Consider the following 18732-nt stretch of genomic DNA (forward strand, 5'->3'; position numbering starts at 1 on the left):
GGGGCGGAGGATGGGGGATTCGAACCCCCGAGGGCGGTTAACCCAACACGCTTTCCAAGCGTGCGCCATAGGCCACTAGGCGAATCCTCCTGGTGTCGCCGGGAGAGTGTATCGGTCCGGCGGCTCAGGACAGAATCGGCGCTGTACGCCGATCACACAGGGCGGCGGGTGGGGGCGTCCTGCGCGCTGGGGCCGGCCGCGGAAGCCGACCGTCGACGGCGGCGGACCAGCACGATGGCCACGATGACGGCGACGATCAGCAGCAGGACGGCCGCCAGCAGCCAGGGGGAGTGCGCGGCCAGGGCCACGGCCGCGTCGAACGCGGCGAAGCCGATGGTGGCGTAGATGAAGGCCCACATCACGCAGCCGATGACCATCGCGATCGTGTACCGCAGCCAGGGCATGCGGGTCAGACCGGCGGCGGCGTTCACCACGGTCTGAAAACCCACGGTGAGGAACGACACGGTGACCACCGGCGGGCCCCACTTGTTGAGCAGGCCGATCGCCCGGGTGGTGCGGGGGCCGGTCAGCTTGTCGGCCAGCCGGGTGCGCAGCGCGCCGGCCACGACGCCCCGGCCGATCCAGTAGGTGCCCTGGGCCCGCAGCAGCACGATGACGAACAGGGCCGCGACTGCGATGCCGAACGGCAGACCGTCGAACCAGCTGGGCATCGGCTCAGTGTCCCGCGCGGCGGGAGGGTTCAGCGGTGATCACCGATGCACTCTCCCTGTCGACTGCGGCTGCGTGCTGCCGGCGCCAGCCTACGGGCTTCGAGGAAGGTGAGGGTAACCTCTGCCGCCGGCCAGTGGCGGTGGTCGGTCAGGCGGCGTGCTGGGCCAGGATCTGGCGGATCTCGAGGGTCTCCTCGTCGCTGTAGCGATCGAGGGCGGCCTCCAGGTCGTGGCGATCGGCCTCGGTCTGGTAGCCGGCGATCTCCTGCTCGAGCTGACGACGCGCGGCCCGGTCGGCGGCGTTGGGGTGCAGGATGTCGAGGATGTGAATGCTCATCGGTGTCTCCAAGGAAGTAGGTCGGACTGCTGGACTGGCGGAGTTCTGCCTCGTCGCGGACCACCTATCACGATTCTAGACCTTGGTAAGACCACATATTTGTGCAGGTCAGTGTGCTCTTCGCCGCATCGTGTGGTTGGCCGCGCGGGCACAACCGGCGGGTCCGTGGCGCGTCTGATACCCGCCTCGGACAGGGCCGCCGTGCCTGGCAGTGGGGACGACTTCGTCTGATCGCCCGGACCCATTAGACTCATCCACGGACCCCCGCGGCGTCCATCTCACTAACCCCCCCAGGGCCGGAAGGCAGCAAGGGTCCGTGAGCTCTGGCGGGTGCGGGGGTCCCCTTTCATTTCCGGGTCCTGGCGCCAGCCCGTCCGATCAGTGCAAGTGAGCCGGCAGCGGGACGCCGGACGGGACCGTCGGGCAAGGCTGCGGCTCCCCGGCGACCGTGTGCACCGGCACCACCCCGGCCCAGACCCCCGGGCGGTCGCGGACGTCGTCCTCGTCGTCCCCGGGCGGCCCGGACCGCACCTTCAGGCTCGACTCGGTCAGGTCCAGCGCCAGTACCGCGGTCGCCGCCAGCTCCTTGCGGTTAGGCGAGCGGGCGTGGTCCCACGCGCCCGGGGCCACCTGCTCGACGATCGCGCGCAGCCCGAGCAGCCGCTCGTCCGGGTCGGTGACCGGACGGGCCACCCCGTGCACGACCGCGCATCGGTAGTTCATCGAGAAGTGGAAGACCGACCGGGCGTGCACCACCCCGTCGACCAGGGTGACGGTCACGCTGATCGGCTCGCCCGCCGCCGCGCCGCGCAGTGACCGGGCGCCGGTCGAACCGTGCAGGTAGAGGGTGTCGTCCACCCGGCCGTAGACCGTCGGCAGCACCACGGGGGCGCCGTCGACGACCACCCCGAGATGGCAGATCGAGCCCTCGTCGAGCACCGCGTACAACTCGGACCGGTCGGTGCGGGCGCGTCCGGCGCCCCGCCGGATCGTGCTGCGAGGAGTGGGGGACAGTGCGGACAGCGGGGCCAGGGTGCCGGCGGGCGGGGCAGTACTCACGACTGTCACCCTGACCGGTCCAGTGGCATCCTGCGAGGGCCACTTCCCCGTCATTTCGAAAGGCCACTGGTGGACCTGCCGCCGCTACCGATCGACCGGCGCCTGCCCCGATCCCTGGCCGGCCAACTGGCCGACGGGCTGCGGGCCGCCGCCATCGCCGGCGTGCTGCGCCCGGGCGACCGCCTGCCGTCCACCCGGAGCCTGTCGGCCCAGCTCGAGCTGAGCCGCACCGTCTGCGCCGCCGCCTACGACCAGCTGCTGGCCGAGGGATGGCTGGCCACCCGACGGGGCAGCGGCACGTTCGTGGTCGGCGTGCCGGCGCCGGGTGCCGTTATCCCATCCGCGTCCCGGCCGGTGCCCGCCTCGCTCCCGGGGCCGAGAACCCCTCGGCCGGTGTTGTCACTGCGGGCCGGAGTGCCGTGCCTGGCGGTGCTGGACCGCGGGATGTGGCGCCGGGCCTGGCGCGACGCGGCGGACGCCCCGGTCGAGCGGGCGTCCGATCCGGAAGGTCTGCCGCCGTTTCGCGCGGCGGTGGTCGAGCATCTGCTGCGGCACCGGGGCCTGCCCTGCGACCCGGAGTTGGTGCTGGCCACCGCGGGCAGCACCGCGACCCTGGCCGAGATCGGTGCCGTGCTGCCGGCCGGCGTCCCGGTGGCCGTGGAGAACCCCGGGTACGCGGGCGGAGCGTCGGCCCTGCGCTCGGCCGGCCGTGAGCTGGTCGGGGTGCCGGTCGACGCCGACGGGATCGTCGTCGACGCCATCCCGGAGGGGGTGTCCGCGGTCATGGTCACCCCCGCCCACCAGTACCCGTTGGGCGCCCGGCTGTCCGCCGCGCGGCGGGTGGAACTGGTCGATCGGGCCCGCCGGGACGGCCTGCTGATCGTCGAGGACGACTACGACGGGGAACTGCGTTACGACGTGGCCCCGCTGCCGCTGCTGGCCGCACTCGGGCCGGACGTGGTCGTGCACCTGGGCACGGTGTCCAAGATGCTGACCCCGGGACTGGGCTGCGGCTGGCTGGTCGCGCCGCCGGCGGTGCGGGCCGAGCTGGTCCGCCGGCGAGCCGCCACCGGTACCCGCCCCTCCGCCGCCGGCCAACGGGTCGTCACCGCGCTAGCCGCCCACGGCGACCTGGCCCGGCACCTGCGCCGGTTGCGCCGGGAGCTGGCCCGGCGGCGCGCCGAGGTGGTCGCGGTGGTGCGCGGCACCGGCCGGCTGGCGATGGGCGATGCGGCCGGCGCGCACGTGGTGGTCGAGGTCGAGGACGAGCGGGCGGTGATCGCCGCCGCGGCCGCGCGCGGGGTGGAGTTGGACGGGCTGGCCCGGCACTACCTCGGTCCGCCCGAGCGTCAGGGGCTGGTCGTTGGCTACGCCGGCCCCACTCCCGACGAGCTGTCGGCCGCGCTGCGGGTGCTGGCCCACGTGCTGTGATCGGTGCAGTGATCGGTGCAGTGATCGGTGCTGGAATCGGGGCCGCCAGCGGCCCGCCGATGGTGGCGACAGTCCGGGATCGCACTGTCCGACCGCTGCCGTAGCCTCGCTTGCGTGGCACTGGCTCTGTATCGGAAATACCGCCCGGCGACCTTCGCCGAGGTGGTCGGGCAGGAGCACGTCACCCAGCCGCTGCGCACCGCGCTGGCCGCCGGACGGGTCAATCACGCCTACCTGTTCTCCGGGCCCCGGGGCTGCGGCAAGACCTCGTCGGCGCGCATCCTGGCCCGATCGCTCAACTGCGTGCACGGCCCCACCCCGGACCCGTGCGGCGAGTGCCCGTCGTGCATCGCGCTGGCCCCCGAGGGCCCCGGATCACTGGACGTGGTCGAGCTCGACGCGGCCAGCCACGGCGGCGTCGACGACACCCGTGACCTGCGGGATCGGGCCTTCTACATGCCGGCCGAGTCGCGCTACCGGGTCTTCATCATCGACGAGGCCCACATGGTCACCACCCAGGGCTTCAACGCGCTGCTCAAGATCGTCGAGGAGCCGCCCGAGCACCTGGTCTTCATCTTCGCCACCACTGAGCCGGACAAGGTGCTGACCACCATCCGGTCGCGGACGCACCACTACCCGTTCCGGCTGATCGCCCCCAGCGTGCTGCGGACCATGCTGGAACGGCTCTGCGAGCAGGAGGGTGCGGTCGTCGAGCCGGCCGTGCTGCCCCTGGTCATCCGGGCCGGCGGCGGGTCCGCCCGGGACACCCTGTCGATGCTGGACCAGCTGCTGGCCGGGGCCGGGCCGGAGGGCGTCACCTATCGCAGCGCCGTCGCGTTGTTGGGTGTCACCGACGCGGCCCTGCTGGACGAGGTGGTCGACGCGCTGGCCGCCGGGGACGGCGGGTCCGTGTTCGCCGCGGTCGACCGGGTCATCGAGGCCGGCCACGACCCGCGGCGTTTCGCCACCGACCTGTTGCAGCGGCTGCGGGACCTGGTGATCCTGTCCGCCGTGCCCGACGCCGGGGCCAAGGGTCTGATCGACGCGCCGAGCGATCAGTTGGAGTCGATGAGCGCGCAGGCCGACCGGCTCGGCGCGGCCACCGCGACCCGGATGGCCGAGGTGCTGCACACCGGCCTGGTCGACATGCGCGGCACCACCTCGCCCCGGCTGGTCCTGGAATTGTTGTGCGCGCGGATGCTGCTACCGGCCACCGCGGACGGCGACGGCGCGTTGCTGCAGCGGCTGGAACGCATGGAACGCCGGATGGAGATCGCCGCCGACGAGCCGGAACCCACGGCCCGGCCGGTCCGGCAACCCACTGCGGTGGAGATCCCCCTGGCCGAGCCCGCCGGTCCCGAACCGGCCGCCGAGCCCGAACAACGCACCGGAACCGCCGAGCGGGCGGCCGAACGCACGGCGGCCGGTCGCCCGGCTCAGGGTCCGAATGCGCAACAGCGTCCGGCGGCCTCCCGGCCGGCGGCGCCGGCCCGCCCGCAGCGCCCGGAGGCCACCCCGGCCGGTCCCGACCTTGGGCTGCCGGCGCCGCCGACCCTGCGATCGACCGCCCGCGCCGCCCGGCCGGACGCGTCGCGCCCCGAGCAACCCCGCCCCGATCAGGCCCGCCCGGACCAGGCGCGGACGACGCCGCCGGACTCCCGGCGGACCCCACCCGACCAGGCGCGACCGGCCGCTCGGGCCCCCGAGCCGGACCGGAACCGGCCGGCGGCCGGCAGCCCGGCCGGCGGTCAGCCGCCCGGTTCCGACCGAGTCGCTCGACCCGCGCCCGCCGCGGCATCCTCCGCCCCGACCCGGAGCGCCGAGAGCGCGCCGGCCGCGCACGAGTCGAGCCCGACTCCGGCGTCCGAGATCGAGGTGGTCGACGTCCGGCGCAACTGGCCGGAGGTGCTGGCCAAGGTGCAGCAGCGGCGACGGACCACCCAGATCCTGCTGGAATCGGCCACCGTCGTCGCCCTGGAGAACGGGGTGCTGCGGCTGACCATGCCGTCCGCGGCGCTGGCCCGGCGGGTCCTGGAACCGGCCAACGCCGATCTGCTGCGGGCGGGGCTCAAGCAGGTGCTCGGGGTGGATTGGCGGATCCAGTGCGACGCCGACGGTCCGGCCGCCCGCCCGGCCGCCGCCGAGCGCCGTCCCGCGGCCGCGGCCGACCCCTGGGACGGGGCGCCCCTGCCCGAACCGCCGGCCGACGGGCCGGACGAGGAGATCCCGGACGACTACGGCGATCCGGCCCCGCCCACGTCCGGGTCGCAGGCCCCGCGTGATCCCGAGGCGATGGCCCTGGAACTGCTGACCACGCAGCTCGGCGCGCGTCCGCTGGAGCCCTAAGCCCGGGGCTCGGCGCGGCGGTGCGAAAAAATCGGCGCCGCGATCGTGTACGTCAACGCCTCCCGGGTGACTCCTGTGTCGGATGCCGTCCCGTTGTCACGCCCAGGGAGTCCGATGATGAACGCCCACCCCGCCCGCCCGATTCAGCAGGTGGTGATCGTCGGCGCCTCATTGGCCGGCCTGTTCGCGGCCGCCGCCTGCGCCGCCGCCGGTCACCAGGTCACCCTGCTCGACCGGGACGAACTCGGCGACGACGCCCTGGCCCACCCGGGTGTGCCGCAGGGCCGGCAGCCGCACGTCTTCCTGCTCCGCGGGTTGCAGATCGCCGAGGAGCTGCTGCCCGGGCTGGGAGCCGAGCTGCGCGCCGACGGTGCGGTGGAGTTCGACAGCAGCCGGCTGGCCTGGTTGACCGAGGAGGGCTGGTCCACGGTCTGCTCCTCGGAGCTGATCGGGCTGTCCCTGTCCCGCCCGATGTTCGAGCGGGCGGTGCGCCGCCGGGTGCTGGCCCTGCCCGGCGTGCAGCTGATGGCGGGGCGATCGGTGACGGGCCTGCGCCGGACCGGAGCCACCGAACGGCCCTGGCGGGTGCGGACCGCCGAGGACGAACTGGCCGCCGACATCGTCATCGATGCCTCCGGCCGCGGGTCCCGGCTGCCCGCCTGGCTCTCGGCACTGGGGATCGGCCCGATCCGCACCCAGGAGGTGGACAGCCGCATCGGCTACGCGGTCCGCGAGTACACCGACGTCCCCGACCTGGACGGGCTGGCCGGCATCGTCATCGGATCGACCCCGGCCACCGGGCGCGGCGGCCTGGCCCTGCCGGTCGAGGGCGGGAACTGGCAGGTGCTGGCCTCGGGCACCGGCCCGCGGCGACCTCCGCGGGACGTCGCCGGCTTCGAGGCCTCCCTACGGGCCCTGCGCGACCCGGCCCTGGCCGACCTGGCCGCCCGCTCCACCCCGGTCGGCGACGTGCTCATCCACCGCCGCAACGGCAACCGCCGGCACCGCTTCGAGCAGTGCCGGAACTGGCCGGCCGGGCTGCTCGTCGTCGGCGATTCGCTGGTCAGCTTCAACCCGATCTTCGGGCAGGGCATCACGGTGGCCGCCCTCGACGCCCGGCTGTTGCGCTCCGGGGTCAGCCGCCCGCTCGATGCGCGGGCGACCCGCCGGCTGATGCGCCGGTTGGCCCGCACCGCCGCCCTGCCCTGGGCCATCGCGGTGGGTCAGGACCTGCGGCAACCGACCACCACCGGGGAGCAGAGCGGGCCGCAGAAGCTGACCAGCGCCTGGGTGCGCGAGCTGGGGCGGCAGGCCGCCCACGGCAGCGCCCGGGCTCAGCTGACTGCGAGCCGGATGTTCCACATGGTCGGCCGACCGGCCGCGCTGCTGCATCCGGCGCTGCTCGTCGCCGCGATCCGGGGCCGGCTCGGCCACGGCGGGTCACCGACGGCGCGGCCGACCGAGCTGGACCTGCTGGCCATGGTCGAGGACGAACCGGCCGGGCGGACAACCGCCGCCGACGTCACCGGTGTGGCTGGCCGGGATCGCCGGCCGGGCGGGCTGGCCGATTCCCGCCGATGAGCCCGTGCTCGTAGGCGTAGATCACCGCGGCGACGCGATTGCGCAGGTCCAGCTTGTGCAGCACGGCGCCGACGTGACTTTTCACGGTCACCTCGGACACCACCAGATCGGTGGCGATCTCGGCGTTCGACCGGCCGCGGGCCAGTAACAGCAGCACCTCGTGCTCCCGGCCGGTCAGCGACCCGCCGGGTCCGACCACCGCCCGATCGGGGCCGGGCCGGTCGCCGGCGAGCGGGTCCGGCAGCTGCGGGGCGTAGGCGTCCAGCAGCAGCCGGGTGATCCGCGGGGCGACCAGCGCATGGCCCTGGGCGATGACGCGGATGGCGTGCACCAGTTCGGCGACCGGGGCGTCCTTGAGCAGGAACCCGCTGGCCCCGCCGCGCAGCGCGGCAAAGGCGTATTCGTCGAGATCGAAGGTGGTCAGCACCAGGATCCGGGCCTGCGGGTCGGCCGCCATGATCCGGCGGGTGGCCTCCAGCCCGTCCATGCCCGGCATTCGGATGTCCAGCAGGACGACGTCGGGGCGCAGAGTCAGGGCCTGCTCGGTGGCCGACCGGCCGTCGGCCGCCTCGCCGATCACCTCGATGTCGCCGGTGTCCTCCAGGATCATCCGGAAGCCGAGCCGGATCAGCGGTTGGTCGTCGGCCAGCAGCACGGTGATGCTCATGCCCGCCCCGCATCGGCCGGGGCATGCGGGAGGCGCGCCCGGACGGTCCAGCCGCCCGTCGGGTCGGGCCCGGCGACGAGGGTGCCGTGACCCATCGCGGCGCGTTCGCGCATCCCGACCAGCCCGTGCCCGACCAGCCCGTTCCCGGCCGGCCCGGACCGGCGGCCGGCCGCCCGGCCGTCGTCGCGGACCGTCAGCAGGGTTGCCGTGGGGGAGATCTCGACCGTCAGGGTGGCCCGGGTCGGGCGGACGGCGTGCTTGACCGTGTTGGTCAGCGCCTCCTGGGCGATGCGATAGGCGGCCAGCCCGCTCGCCGCGGGCACCGCCTCCGGGTCGCCGGTGACGGTCAGCGACGCGGTCAATCCGGCGTCCCGGATGCGTTCGACGAGCTCGGGCAGATCCCGCACCGACGGCGGCGGCGTGGTGGGCGCGAGCGGGTCCGTGCGCAGCACGCCGACCAGCTGCCGCGCCTCGTCGAGCGTCGCCCGCCCGGTCCCGGCCAGCTGCCGCAGCACGCCGCGCGCCCGGTCCGGGTCGGTCTGCACCTTGCCGGCCGCGGCGTCGGCCAGAGTGATCATGATGGCGAGGCTGTGGGCGATGATGTCGTGCATCTCCCGGGCGATCCGGTTGCGTTCCTCGGCCGCGGCCAGCCGGGCCTGCTGATCACGCTCGCGGCGCAGGTGCTCGGCCTGCGCCCGCAGTGCCTCGATGGTGCGGCGACGATCCCGCACGTACGCACCGGTCATCACCGCGGCGAGAACGAAAACTGTGAGCACAAAAGCCATTTCGGCTGCACTGAGCCCGTGCGGCCAGCGCCCGGCGGCCAGCAGCGCCCCGATCTCGACGACCCCGCCGGCCAGCACCGCGGTCCGCAGCGCAAAGCGCGTCGCCACGGTGTACAGGGCGATCAGCACGCCGACGTCGGCGGCCAGCGGCAGGCCGAGCACCCACTGCAACCCGGCCACCACGACGATCACCGCGAACACGGTCAGCGGCGCCGTGCGCCGGAAGATCAACGGCAGCAGCAGCCCGGCGCTGAGCAGCACGTACAGCGGCCACTGCGGATCGCTGGTGCGCACATGGAACGCCAACTGCGGGCCGACGGCCACGGCCAGGACGGCGACCAGGAGGGCGTCCACGGCGACGGGTTGCCGCCGGGCCCAGCCCGCGACCGACCGCACCACCCGCGGGCGCTGCGGATCAGCGGACACTGTCGAGGAAACCGGCCAGGGCGGGGGCAGGGTCCGCGGCGGTGGACATGTTGGCCAGGGTAATCAGCGCCAGGAACAGCATCAGCCCGGCCAGCAGGACGGCGACGGCGGCGAGCACCCGGCGCGGCCGCCGCTGCGCGCGGGGCACCCGGGCCCGGCGCCTCCACCAGCTGACCAGCCCGGCGAGCAGCAGCACCGTGCTCAGGGCGGAGCAGATGGCGAGCACCAGGTGGTAGCGGCGGAAGTCCTCGACCAGCGTGGTCAACGGCGGCGTGCGAGTGCCGGCCAGCAGCTGCTGGTGCAGGCCGGCGGCCGCCGATGCCAGGTCGGCGTTCGACCCGTCGGTGGGCAGCAGGCTCACTGCGGACGACAGCGGCGCCCAGGCGCCCTGCACGTTGGCGATCAGCACCAGCAGGGCGATCATGGCCAGGAGCAGGCAGCCGAATCCTGCCGTGCCCCGGGTGCGGGGGTGGGCCGGCCGGTCGGCCCGGACGCACGCCCCCAGCAGGCGGGCCGCCATCCCACCCGCGGCGACCAGCAGCAGGGCCGCCAGCACGGCCTTGACCGCGTGGAAGCCCGACCAGAACGTGACCAGGGCGGCCAACTCGTCGTCCGGGACCGGGTCGTTCGACGTCCACCACCGGGTCATCGCCGCCGGCAGGTCGCCTCCCAGGCGCTCGATGGTGGCGCCCCGGCTGCCCGGCCAGCCGGCCGCCAGCAGCGGCGGCAGGAACCACAGGGCGGCGAGCAGCCCGACCAGCGTCGCGACGATCGTCAACGCGGCCGGACGAACCGGTGACGACGAGGGTGGGCGGGGCGACAGGACGGACACGACGGCACGACCTCCGAGGACGCGGACCCGCACCGGCCGGTGGCGGGGCCGCCAGCCTAGGAACGCGGGCGGAGCCGTCGCCTCCGTCGGCGGAGGGAAATCGGCCGCCGATCGCCTCCTCCGTTCGGCGGAGATCCGTGCGCCCGGGGCCGGGTCAGCCCGGCAACCGGGTCGGGGTCAACGGCGGGAACGGGGGCGGCGGCCCGGTGGGCAGCCGGGTGGCCGGGGCCGGGACGAACGGGGTGGCCGGCGGTCCGGAGGGCAGCCGGGTCGGGGTCAGCGCTCCGCCCGGTCGAGGCGCCGCCGGGGCGGTCCGCGGTGCGGCCGGAGGCGGGGCGGCTGACCGGGGTGGCCCGGCCGGCGGGGCGGCTGACCGGGGTGGCGCCGGTGCTGCGGAGGGCGGCGCTGTGGGCGGCGCCGCGGGCCGGGCGGCCGGTGGTGCGGGGACGGGCCCAGCGTCGGCGTCGGTGCCGGCTTCGGAGTCGCTGTCGGTGTCCACGCTGATCCCGAAGTCACGGGCCAGGCCGCCGAGGCCGCTGTCGTAGCCCTGGCCCACCGCCCGGAACTTCCACGCCCCGGCCCGCCGGTAGAGCTCGCCGAACACGTAGGCCGTCTCCACCGAGGCGTCGGTGATGGCGAAGTCGGCGATCGGTGTGCCCGCGGGGTCGGTGACCGACAGCGACAGGCCCGGCACCTGGCCGAAGGTCCCGCCGTCGGCCGAGGCGGCGATCACCACCCGGTCCACGGCCGGCTCCAACCGGCTCAGGTCCACCGACAGCGAGTCGGTGGTCGCCGCCCCGCCGGTGCGTTTGCCCTCGTGGCGCACCGCGCCCGAGGGGTGCCCAGGCTGGTTGTAGAACACGAAGTCCCGGTCGTCACGGACCTTGCCGTGCTCACCGACCAGCAGGGCCGAGGCGTCGACGTCCGGCACCCCCGGTCCGGCCGACCATCGCAGCAGGCAGCGGACGGCGGGCACGGGTACCGGCAGGTTGGATCCCTTGACCATCGATGGCATGAGCACCATCGTGCCCAATGCCGGCCCATTCGGGCGGTCGGCCGGCCATCGGATCAGCCGCGGGCGGCGAGGTGGTCGCCGAGCTGGTCGACCGCCAGCAGGGTGTCGCCGAGCAGGTCGGGCCGCTGCGCGACCGGCCAGGAGGACAGTTTGACGGCCACGTAGTCCCGGGACGGGTCCACGTAGATCATCTGCCCGTAGATGCCCATGCACATCAGGACCGATCGTTCTGCCGGGTAGGGCAGCCAGAACTGGTTGCGGTACATCCCGCCGGGCATCCGGGTGTCGGTCGCGGTGGAGGCGAACGCCGCCCGCGAGTCGGTCCCGCCGCGGTAGGTGTCGGCGAGGAACGCCTCGGGCACCACCTGCCGGTCGCCGACCCGGCCGCCGTCCAGCAGCAGCTGCCCAAACCGGCCGAGATCGCGCAGGGTGGCGGCGATCCCGCCGTCATGGATGACGGTGCCGGCCCGGTCGACGGCGGCATCGGCGTCCTGTTCGGCGCCCATCGGCTGCCAGATCAGCTCGCTGATCAGCTCGTTCATCGGCTGCCCACTGGCCCGCTCGCAGACCCAACCCAGGGCGTCGGTCTCGCAGGACCGGTAGTTGAACGGCCCGCCGTGCGCGCCGGCCGGGACCAGCAGCGTCAGGTAGTCGTAGATCGAGGTGGGCAGGTCCGGGAAGATCCGCGGGGTCCAGTCGACGACCTGACCCATCACGGTGATCTCGGCGTCGGGCTCCTCGTAGTGCTCGGAGTACTTGATGCCCGAGCGCATGTCCAGCAGGTGCCGCACGGTCGCGCCGTCGTAGCCGCGGCCGGCGAACTCGGGGATGTAGGTGGTGATGACGCTGGTCTCGTCGATGACCCCCTGGCCGATCAGGATCCCGGCCACCGTGCCGACCAGCGACTTGCTAACCGACAGCAGCGCGTGCGTGTCGGTGGGGGTCAGGCCGGCCGGGTAGTGCTCGAGCACGACCTGGCCCCGGTGCAGCACCAGCAGGCCGTCGGTGAAGCCCTCGTCCAGCACATCCTGCAGGGGGCTGACCCGACCGTCGGCGCGGGTGATCGGCAGCGACAGCTCGACCGGGTCGCCGGAGACCAACGGTCGCGCCGGGCCGGCCGGCGCCGCGATCCGCGCGGTCCGCACGACCTCCCGCAGGTGGCTGAACGACCACCGGTTGGACGGCCCCAGCTGCCAGCTGTCCGGCGCCCACCGCAGGGCAACAGGGGTGGGGAAACTGATTGTCACGATGGTCGACCTCTCGGATTCGCCTACGTCCGGGCGATGAACGGTCGACCGGCCCGCGTCGGGCTCACCGGATCAGTGCCCGGCGGGGGCCGTCGTGAAACGCGGTCAGTGTCCGCGAACCACCCAATCGTCCAGATCCGGGGCCTCGGCGCCGATCGTCGTGTCGTCCCCGTGGCCGGTGTGCACCACGGTGTCCGCCGGCAGCGAGAGCAGCCGGTGCTTGATCGAATCGATGATCGTCGGGAAGTCCGAGAACGACCTCCCGGTCGCGCCCGGACCGCCCTTGAACAGGGTGTCCCCGGTGAACACCGCGCCCAGCGCCGGCGCGTACAGGCAGACCGACCCGGGGGAATGCCCCGGGGTGTGCAGCACCTGCAGCTCAATCCCGGCCACCGAGATGACCTTGCCGTCGGACAGGTCGACGTCGGGGTAGGAGCCCTGGTGCGTCATGCCCCACAGCGGGGCGTCGGCCGGATGCAGCAACACCGGAGCGCCGGTCCACTCGGCCAGCGTGGGCGCCTGCCCGACGTGGTCGTTGTGCCCGTGGGTGCACACGATGGCCACCACCCGCCGGCCGCGCAACGCCTGCAGGATCGCGTCGGCGTCGTGCGCGGGGTCGATGACGATCAGTTCGGAGTCGTCACCGACCAGCCAGACGTTGTTGTCGACGTCCCAGGTGCCACCGTCCAGGCTGAACGTGCCCGAGGTGACGATCTTTTCGACCCCCGTCACACGACCACCCCGAGATCCGGGTAGAGCGGGTGGGCGGTGGCCAGGGCGCTCACCCGGGCCCGCAGGGCGGTCTGCACGGCCGGGTCCAGCTCGCCGACCGGCGCGGTCAGCGCCTGCGCGATGATGTCCGCGACCTCGACGAAGTCGCCGGCCCCGAAGCCGCGGGTAGCCAGCGCCGGGGTGCCGATGCGCAGGCCGGAGGTCACCATCGGCGGGCGCGGGTCGAACGGCACCGCGTTGCGGTTGACGGTGATGCCGATCGAGTGCAGCCGGTCCTCGGCGGCCTGACCGTCCAGGTCGGAGTCGCGCAGGTCGACCAGCACCAGGTGCACGTCGGTGCCACCGGTGAGCACCTCGACGCCGGCCTGCGCCACGTCGGACTGGATGAGCCGCTCGGCCAGCAGCCGCGCGCCCAGCAGGGTGCGCTCGGCCCGCTCGGTGAACGAGGGATCGGCGGCCATCTTGAAGGCCACCGCCTTGGCCGCGATGACGTGCTCGAGCGGCCCGCCCTGCTGGCCCGGGAACACCGCGGAGTTGATCTTCTTGGCGATCGCCGGGTCGTTGGACAGGATGACGCCGCCGCGCGGACCGCCCAGCGTCTTGTGCGTGGTGGTCGTCGTCACATGCGCGTAGGGCACCGGGTTCGGGTGCAGCCCCGTCGCGACCAGGCCGGCGAAGTGGGCCATGTCGACCATCAGCAGCGCGCCGACCTCGTCGGCGATCTCCCGGAACCGGACGAAATCCAGGTGCCGGGGGTAGGCCGACCAGCCGGCGATGATCATCTTCGGCTGGTGCTGACGGGCCAGGTTGCCGACCTCGTCCATGTCGATGCGGTAGTCCTCCTTGGACACCTCATAGGCCGCGACGTTGTAGAGCAGGCCGGAGAAGTTGATCCGCATGCCGTGCGTCAGGTGCCCGCCGTGGGCCAGGGACAGGCCCAGGATGGTGTCGCCGGGCTTGATCAGCGCGGCCATCGCGGCGGCGTTGGCGCTGGCCCCCGAGTGCGGCTGCACGTTCGCGTAACCGGCGCCGAACAGGGCCTTCACCCGCTCGATGGCCAGCGACTCGATGACGTCGACGTTCTCGCAGCCGCCGTAGTAGCGACGGCCCGGGTAGCCCTCGGCGTACTTGTTGGTCAGCACGCTGCCCTGGGCCTGCATGGCGGCGATCGGCGCGAAGTTCTCCGACGCGATCATCTCCAGGGTCTGCTGCTGGCGCTGGACCTCCTTGGCCACGTAGGCGGCCACCTCGGGGTCGGCGATCTCCAGCGGGGCGTTGAGTCCGGGCCACGGGGTGGGCGCCGGTGCGGAGTCGCCGGCCGGCGCGGCTGCGGTCGGTTCCAGATGGGTCGTCATGCGGGTCTCCCTCAAATCGCGCCCTGATGGGTCGGGCGCCCAAGCCGGCGGTGCGGGCCGCCGCTTCCGGTTCCACCGTATCGGCACCAGGCGCGTTCGCCCGAATGCGGAAGAGCCCGGTCCCGGGTCGGTGCGCACCCGTCGACGGTTCGGTCGGAGCCGATCCGGCAGCCGGGCGCCGGAAACCGCGCCGAAACGGCTCGCGTCCACGGTGCCGGGAAAAGGAGGATCTCCGGTTCGGTGGCGGGTCGATTGGGTAACGATGCGGCCATCGGGCTGGTGCCGCGGTGAACTCCGGTTTACGGTGCGCCAGTCGTGATGCGCGCCACAGGCCGCCTTGGAGCACCGATCGGGCCCTGCGCATCCCGACTCGCCGATCGCCGACGGACATCTTTGGAGGAAAGCGACCGTGAAACGTCATCTGTGGTTGGGGGCCGGTCTGGCCGGCGTCCTGGTGCTCGGGCTCACCGCCTGCGCCAGTTCGAGCCGGGACGCGGGCACCACCACCGCGGCCAGCGGAAGTGCGCAGGCCTCCGGGTCGGCCGGCGAGGGCTCGGGCGGGCAGCCGGCCAACCCCGACGGGCAGTTCGTCTTCGGCGCGGCCGGGGCTCCCAGCATGTTCGACCCGCTCTACGCCACCGACGGGGAGACCTTCCGGGTGGCCCGGCAGATCAACGAGGGCCTGATCCGGTTCAAGCCGGGCACCGCCGACCCGGAGCCGGCCCTGGCCACCGACTGGGAGCAGAGCACCGACGGCAAGACCTGGACCTTCACCATCCGTGAGGGCGTCACGTTCCACGACGGCACCCCGGTCGATGCGGCCGCGGTGTGCTTCAACCTCGATCGCATGTACAACCAGACCGGGGCCGGCGCCACCCAGGCCCAGTACTGGTCGGACGTGATGGGTGGGTTCAAGAACCAGGTCGACGACGCCGGGCAACCGGTCCCGTCGGTCTACTCCAGTTGCACCGCCGAGGGCAACAAGGCCGTCATCGCCCTGACCACCTCGACCTCGAAGTTCCCGGGGGTGCTCGGCCTGCCGTCCTACTCGATCCAGTCGCCCACCGCGCTGCAGCAGTACGACGCGAACAACGTGGTCGCCCAGGGCGACTCGTTCGTCTACCCGGCCTACGCGACCGAGCACCCGACCGGCGCCGGCCCGTACAAATTCCAGGCCTACGACAAGGCCAACAACACCGTGACCCTCGTCCGCAACGACGATTACTACGGCGAGAAGGCCAAGACCAAGACGCTGATCTTCAAGATCATCCCGGACGAGACCGCGCGCAAGCAGGAGCTGCAGGCCGGCACCATCGACGGGTACGACTTCCCGAGCCCGGCCGACTGGGACGGGCTGACCGGAGCCGGCTTCAACGTCGAGGTCCGGCCCGCGTTCAACGTGATGTACCTGGGCATGACCCAGGGCACCAACCCCGCGCTGGCCGATCTGAAGGTGCGGCAGGCCATCGCCTACGCGCTCAACCGCGAGCAGTTCGTGCAGTCCCAGTTGCCCGACGGCGCCAAGGTCGCGGACATCTTCTACCCGGACACCGTCGACGGCTGGACCGACGACGTCACCAAGTACCCGTACGACCCGGAGAAGGCCAAGCAACTGCTGGCCGAGGCCGGCCAGTCGAACCTGACGGTCAACTTCTGGTGGCCCACCGAGGTCAGCCGCCCCTACATGCCGGATCCCAAGAGCGTGTTCACCGCGTTCAAGGCGGACCTGGAGGCGGTCGGCATCACCGTCAACGAGATCTCCAAGCCGTGGAACGGCGGGTACCTGGACGGTGTCGAGGCGCACGACGCCGACCTGTTCCTGCTCGGCTGGACGGGTGACTACAACACGCCGGACAACTTCATCGGCACCTTCTTCACCCGCACCGACAACCGGTTCAACACCGGCACCCAGCCGTGGGGCGCCACCCTGTCCGAGGCGCTCAAGCAGGCCGACGCGATCCCGGATCCCGACCAGCGCAACGCCGCCTACGTCAAGATCAACCAGGATCTGATGGGCACGTACCTGCCGGCGGTGCCGATCTCCCACTCGCCGCCGGCGATCGTGGTGGCCGGCGACGTCGAGGGTCTGGTGGCCAGCCCGCTGACCGACGAGCGGTTCAGCACGGTCTACAAGACGAGCTGATCCACCCGCCCCTGTCCCACCCGTTCACCGCCCCGCCACCGCTGATGTTGATCATGGCGTTCTCTGCTCGACCCGCCGGCGACACGCCGGCCGGGCGGCAGAGATCGCCATGATCAACTCGACGGGGGGTCGCGCCGCACGTGACCGCCGGAGGTGCCGATGCTGAGGTACACGGTTCGCCGTCTGCTTCAACTCGTGCTCGTGCTGTTCGTGCTGTCCATCCTGCTGTTCTTCTGGTTGCGCAGCCTGCCCGGCGGCCCGGTCTCGGCGCTGCTGGGCGACCGGGCCACCCCGGAGAAGCGGGCCGAGCTGGAGAAGGTCCTGGGCCTGGACCAGCCGGTCATCGTGCAGTACTTCAAGTACCTGGGCCGGGTGCTGACCGGCGATTTCGGCCAGTCCACCGGGGTCTCGCCCGGCACCGACGTGATGGACGTGTTCTTCACCCGGTTCGGCGCCACCGTCGAGCTGGCCGTCGGGGCGATCGTGCTGGCCCTGTTGTTCGGCATCCCGCTCGGCTACTTCGCGGCCCGGCGCAAGGGCGGCTTCCTGGACACCGGGCTGATCGTCACCTCGCTGATCGGGATCGCCGTCCCGGTGTTCTTCCTGGCCTTCCTGCTCAAGTTCGTCTTCGCGGTCCAGCTCGGGGTGCTGCCGCCGTCCGGCCGGCAGACCGTCGGCATCGGGGCCACCCGGGTCACCGGCCTGTTCATCCTGGACGGGGTGCTCACCCGGGAATGGGACGCGTCCTGGGATGCGATGAAACACCTGATCCTGCCGTGGATCGCGCTGGCCACCATCCCGTTCGCGGTCATCTTCCGGATCACCCGGGCCTCGGTGCTGGAGGTCCAGGGCGAGGACTTCGTCCGCACGGCCGAGGCCAAGGGGCTGACCAACAGCACCATCCGCAGCCGGCACGTGCTGCGCAACGCGATGCTGCCGGTGATCACGGTGACCGGGTTGCAGACCGGGGCGCTGCTGGTCGGCGCCGTGCTCACCGAGAAAGTCTTCGCCTACCCGGGTCTGGGTGAGGCGCTGGCCATCGGCTTCACCAAGAAGGACTACCCGGTGATGCAAGTGGTCATCATCGCCGCGGCCGCGGTGTTCGTCATCATCAACACCCTGGTCGACCTGGCCTACGCCGTGGTCGACCCGAGAATCCGGACCCGCTGATGGTCACCACCTACCGCCGGGCGCGGGAGCAACGCATCGACTCTCTGGTCACGAGCGACGACAAGGGACTGTCCCTGTGGGGATCGGCCTGGCAGCGGCTGCGCGTCTCGCCGCTGTTCTGGGTCGGCGCGGTGATCGTCGGACTGTTCCTGCTGCTGGCCATCTTCGGCCCGCTGTTCGCCCCGCACGACCCGGGCGCGCAGGTGCTGATCGGCCAGACCTCCCGGGCCCGCAACCAGATCGCCCCGCCGCAGGACGGTTTCCCGCTCGGCGGGGACACGCTGGGCCGGGACCTGTTCTCCCGCATGCTCGTCGGCAGCCGGCAGACCCTGCTGGTCGGTGTGTTCGCGACCATGATCGGGTTGATCGGCGGGCTCATCCTGGGCATCACCGCCGGCGCCTTCGGTGGCTGGGTGGACACCGTGATCATGCGCATCGTCGACGTCATGCTCTCGATTCCCAGCCTGCTGCTGGCCATCTCGATCGCCGTGCTGTTCGCCAATCCCAGCCTGACCAGCGTGATCATCGCAGTGGCGGTGGTGCAGATCCCGGTGTTCGCCCGGCTGCTGCGCGGGCAGATGCTGGCCCAGCGCGAGTCCGACCACGTGCTGGCCGCCCGGGCGCTGGGCGTCAAGCGCGGCGCGATCGTCTTCCGGCACATGGTGCCCAACTCGCTGTCCCCGGTGATCGTGCAGGCCACCCTGGTCATCGCCACCTCGATCATCGACGCGGCCGCGCTGTCGTTCCTGGGCCTGGGTTCGCAGAACGTGTCCGAATCCGAATGGGGGCAAATGCTCGGCGAGGCGCAGAACGTCATCGACTCGCATCCGGGGCTGGCGTTCTGGCCGGCCATCGCCATCATCGTGGTCTGCCTGGGCTTCACCCTGCTGGGCGAATCCCTGCGCGAGGCCATCGATCCCAAGAGCCGGCGGTGA

General features: G+C 72.6%; 16 protein-coding genes, 1 tRNA gene and 1 other RNA gene. 7 read left to right on the top strand and 11 right to left on the bottom strand.

Going from position 1 to position 18732, the window contains the following annotated elements:
* Positions 1-4: 4 nt before the first annotated feature.
* The 3 genes from NAMU_RS03200 to NAMU_RS03210 form a co-directional block, all read right to left on the bottom strand.
* Positions 5-90: transfer RNA gene (locus NAMU_RS03200), tRNA-Ser, on the bottom strand.
* Between the two features lie 62 nt (positions 91-152).
* Entirely contained in the window at positions 153-671 is a 519-nt protein-coding gene (locus NAMU_RS03205; RefSeq protein WP_015745976.1) for a DedA family protein, read from the bottom strand.
* Positions 672-819: 148 nt separating this feature from the next.
* Complete coding sequence (locus NAMU_RS03210) at positions 820-1008, bottom strand: hypothetical protein (protein ID WP_015745977.1); 189 nt, start codon at positions 1006-1008, stop codon at positions 820-822.
* A 253-nt stretch (positions 1009-1261) separates the two neighbouring features.
* On the opposite strand from NAMU_RS03210, the gene ffs reads away from it, so the two are divergent.
* Positions 1262-1360: signal recognition particle sRNA small type (ffs, locus tag NAMU_RS27960), an RNA gene on the top strand.
* Positions 1361-1386: 26 nt separating this feature from the next.
* On the opposite strand, the gene NAMU_RS03215 is transcribed toward ffs, so the two are convergent.
* The gene (locus NAMU_RS03215) at positions 1387-2076 is read right to left on the bottom strand and encodes a pyridoxamine 5'-phosphate oxidase family protein (protein WP_015745978.1); all 690 of its coding nucleotides are present in this window, start codon (positions 2074-2076) and stop codon (positions 1387-1389) included.
* 60 nt (positions 2077-2136) lie between these two features.
* Here NAMU_RS03215 and pdxR point away from each other — a divergent pair, with 60 nt between their 5' ends.
* From pdxR to NAMU_RS29725, 3 genes are all read left to right on the top strand, one after another.
* Positions 2137-3498 (top strand): MocR-like pyridoxine biosynthesis transcription factor PdxR, encoded by a 1362-nt coding sequence (gene pdxR / locus NAMU_RS03220; protein WP_015745979.1) that lies wholly within the window; start codon positions 2137-2139, stop codon positions 3496-3498.
* A 114-nt stretch (positions 3499-3612) separates the two neighbouring features.
* Positions 3613-5844, top strand: a complete 2232-nt coding sequence (locus tag NAMU_RS03225) for a DNA polymerase III subunit gamma and tau (protein ID WP_015745980.1) — start codon at positions 3613-3615, stop codon at positions 5842-5844.
* Positions 5845-5961: 117 nt separating this feature from the next.
* Positions 5962-7425, top strand: a complete 1464-nt coding sequence (locus NAMU_RS29725; protein WP_015745981.1) for an NAD(P)/FAD-dependent oxidoreductase — start codon at positions 5962-5964, stop codon at positions 7423-7425.
* On the opposite strand, the gene NAMU_RS03235 is transcribed toward NAMU_RS29725, so the two are convergent.
* The 7 genes from NAMU_RS03235 to glyA form a co-directional block, all read right to left on the bottom strand.
* On the bottom strand, positions 7367-8092 hold the full coding sequence (locus tag NAMU_RS03235; protein WP_015745982.1) for a response regulator: 726 nt from the start codon (positions 8090-8092) through the stop codon (positions 7367-7369). The genes NAMU_RS29725 and NAMU_RS03235 overlap by 59 nt on opposite strands.
* Complete coding sequence (locus NAMU_RS03240) at positions 8089-9303, bottom strand: sensor histidine kinase (protein WP_138179921.1); 1215 nt, start codon at positions 9301-9303, stop codon at positions 8089-8091. Before NAMU_RS03240 ends, NAMU_RS03235 begins: the two co-directional genes overlap by 4 nt.
* Positions 9293-10135, bottom strand: a complete 843-nt coding sequence (locus tag NAMU_RS26980; protein ID WP_015745984.1) for a hypothetical protein — start codon at positions 10133-10135, stop codon at positions 9293-9295. Before NAMU_RS26980 ends, NAMU_RS03240 begins: the two co-directional genes overlap by 11 nt.
* A 154-nt stretch (positions 10136-10289) precedes the next feature.
* Entirely contained in the window at positions 10290-11150 is an 861-nt protein-coding gene (locus NAMU_RS03250; RefSeq protein WP_245544857.1) for a TerD family protein, read from the bottom strand.
* A gap of 53 nt (positions 11151-11203) precedes the next feature.
* On the bottom strand, positions 11204-12397 hold the full coding sequence (locus NAMU_RS03255; RefSeq protein ID WP_015745986.1) for a serine hydrolase domain-containing protein: 1194 nt from the start codon (positions 12395-12397) through the stop codon (positions 11204-11206).
* Between the two features lie 105 nt (positions 12398-12502).
* Complete coding sequence (locus NAMU_RS03260; RefSeq protein WP_015745987.1) at positions 12503-13129, bottom strand: MBL fold metallo-hydrolase; 627 nt, start codon at positions 13127-13129, stop codon at positions 12503-12505.
* A complete protein-coding gene (gene glyA / locus NAMU_RS03265) occupies positions 13126-14484 on the bottom strand; it encodes a serine hydroxymethyltransferase (protein ID WP_015745988.1) in 1359 nt (452 codons plus the stop codon). Before glyA ends, NAMU_RS03260 begins: the two co-directional genes overlap by 4 nt.
* A 409-nt stretch (positions 14485-14893) precedes the next feature.
* On the opposite strand from glyA, the gene NAMU_RS03270 reads away from it, so the two are divergent.
* The 3 genes from NAMU_RS03270 to NAMU_RS03280 all read left to right on the top strand — a co-directional run bounded on the left by NAMU_RS03270 (position 14894) and on the right by NAMU_RS03280 (position 18732).
* Entirely contained in the window at positions 14894-16627 is a 1734-nt protein-coding gene (locus tag NAMU_RS03270; protein WP_015745989.1) for an ABC transporter substrate-binding protein, read from the top strand.
* Between the two features lie 159 nt (positions 16628-16786).
* Entirely contained in the window at positions 16787-17797 is a 1011-nt protein-coding gene (locus tag NAMU_RS03275; RefSeq protein WP_015745990.1) for an ABC transporter permease, read from the top strand.
* Positions 17797-18732: an ABC transporter permease gene (locus tag NAMU_RS03280; protein WP_015745991.1), complete on the top strand. Its 936-nt coding sequence runs from the start codon at positions 17797-17799 to the stop codon at positions 18730-18732. The genes NAMU_RS03275 and NAMU_RS03280 overlap by 1 nt, the downstream gene beginning before the upstream one ends.

It is taken from the genome of Nakamurella multipartita DSM 44233, from assembly GCF_000024365.1.
GTDB classification, from domain to species: Bacteria; Actinomycetota; Actinomycetes; order Mycobacteriales; family Nakamurellaceae; genus Nakamurella; species Nakamurella multipartita.